1 pseudogene is annotated in these 760 nt (G+C 45.9%); it reads left to right on the forward strand.

Features of this window, described 5'->3' with window-relative positions:
• Positions 1 to 760, forward strand: a pseudogene (locus tag R7Z50_RS26830) (protein BatD); the annotation flags it as partial.

Below are 760 nucleotides of genomic sequence, written 5' to 3' on the forward strand. Positions count from 1 at the left end.
CAATACGGTAAATAACGTGAAACAAGGTTCGTCTATTACTCGTACCATTCAAATCAAAGCTCGCGGTACACAAGCCGAATACTTACCGCGTATTACTATGGATTACCCAAACTCCTTACGCGTTTACCCTGAGCAGCCTCAATTCGACACAGCAAGAGATGGCACGGTAATCATGACGGTAAAACAAGTGCTGATCCCAACAGAAGCAGGCGAATTCACGCTGCCTGGCTACGCACTGAATTGGTGGGACAGTAAAAGCGATGAAGCAAAGCAGGCAAACTTGTCTGAGCTGAAACTGAATGTGGAACAAAGCGATGCAGGCTTGATTACCTTACCTGAAACCGCGCTTCCTATACCAACCGTTTCAAATGCAGCTCCTGCCCAACAAAATAGCGTAGACAAACTTTGGCAAACGCTCACTTTTGTTTTTGCAGGCTTGTGGATTCTTACTTCCGCAATTGCATTCGTAATTTGGAAAAAGCGTCCTGTTGCTTCCACAGAACCATTGTCAGCATCAGAAAAACCACTTTGCGTTGAAGCGTTGAAACGCATCATTAACGAAGGCGACGAAGCGAAAATCGAACGCTCAGTAAACGAGTACTTGAGTACCCATCGTGACCGACTAAATCCCGAAGATGTTCAAGCGGTCAAACTCGAACTCGATGCCATGAACAGAGCACGTTTTAGTTCAAATCAACAGCCATGGAGTCACAAAGCCCTGTTGGAGAAAGTGCAAAAACTAGCCAAGGCCAAACGTGAC

This window comes from Vibrio sp. 1249-1 (genome assembly GCF_033340495.1).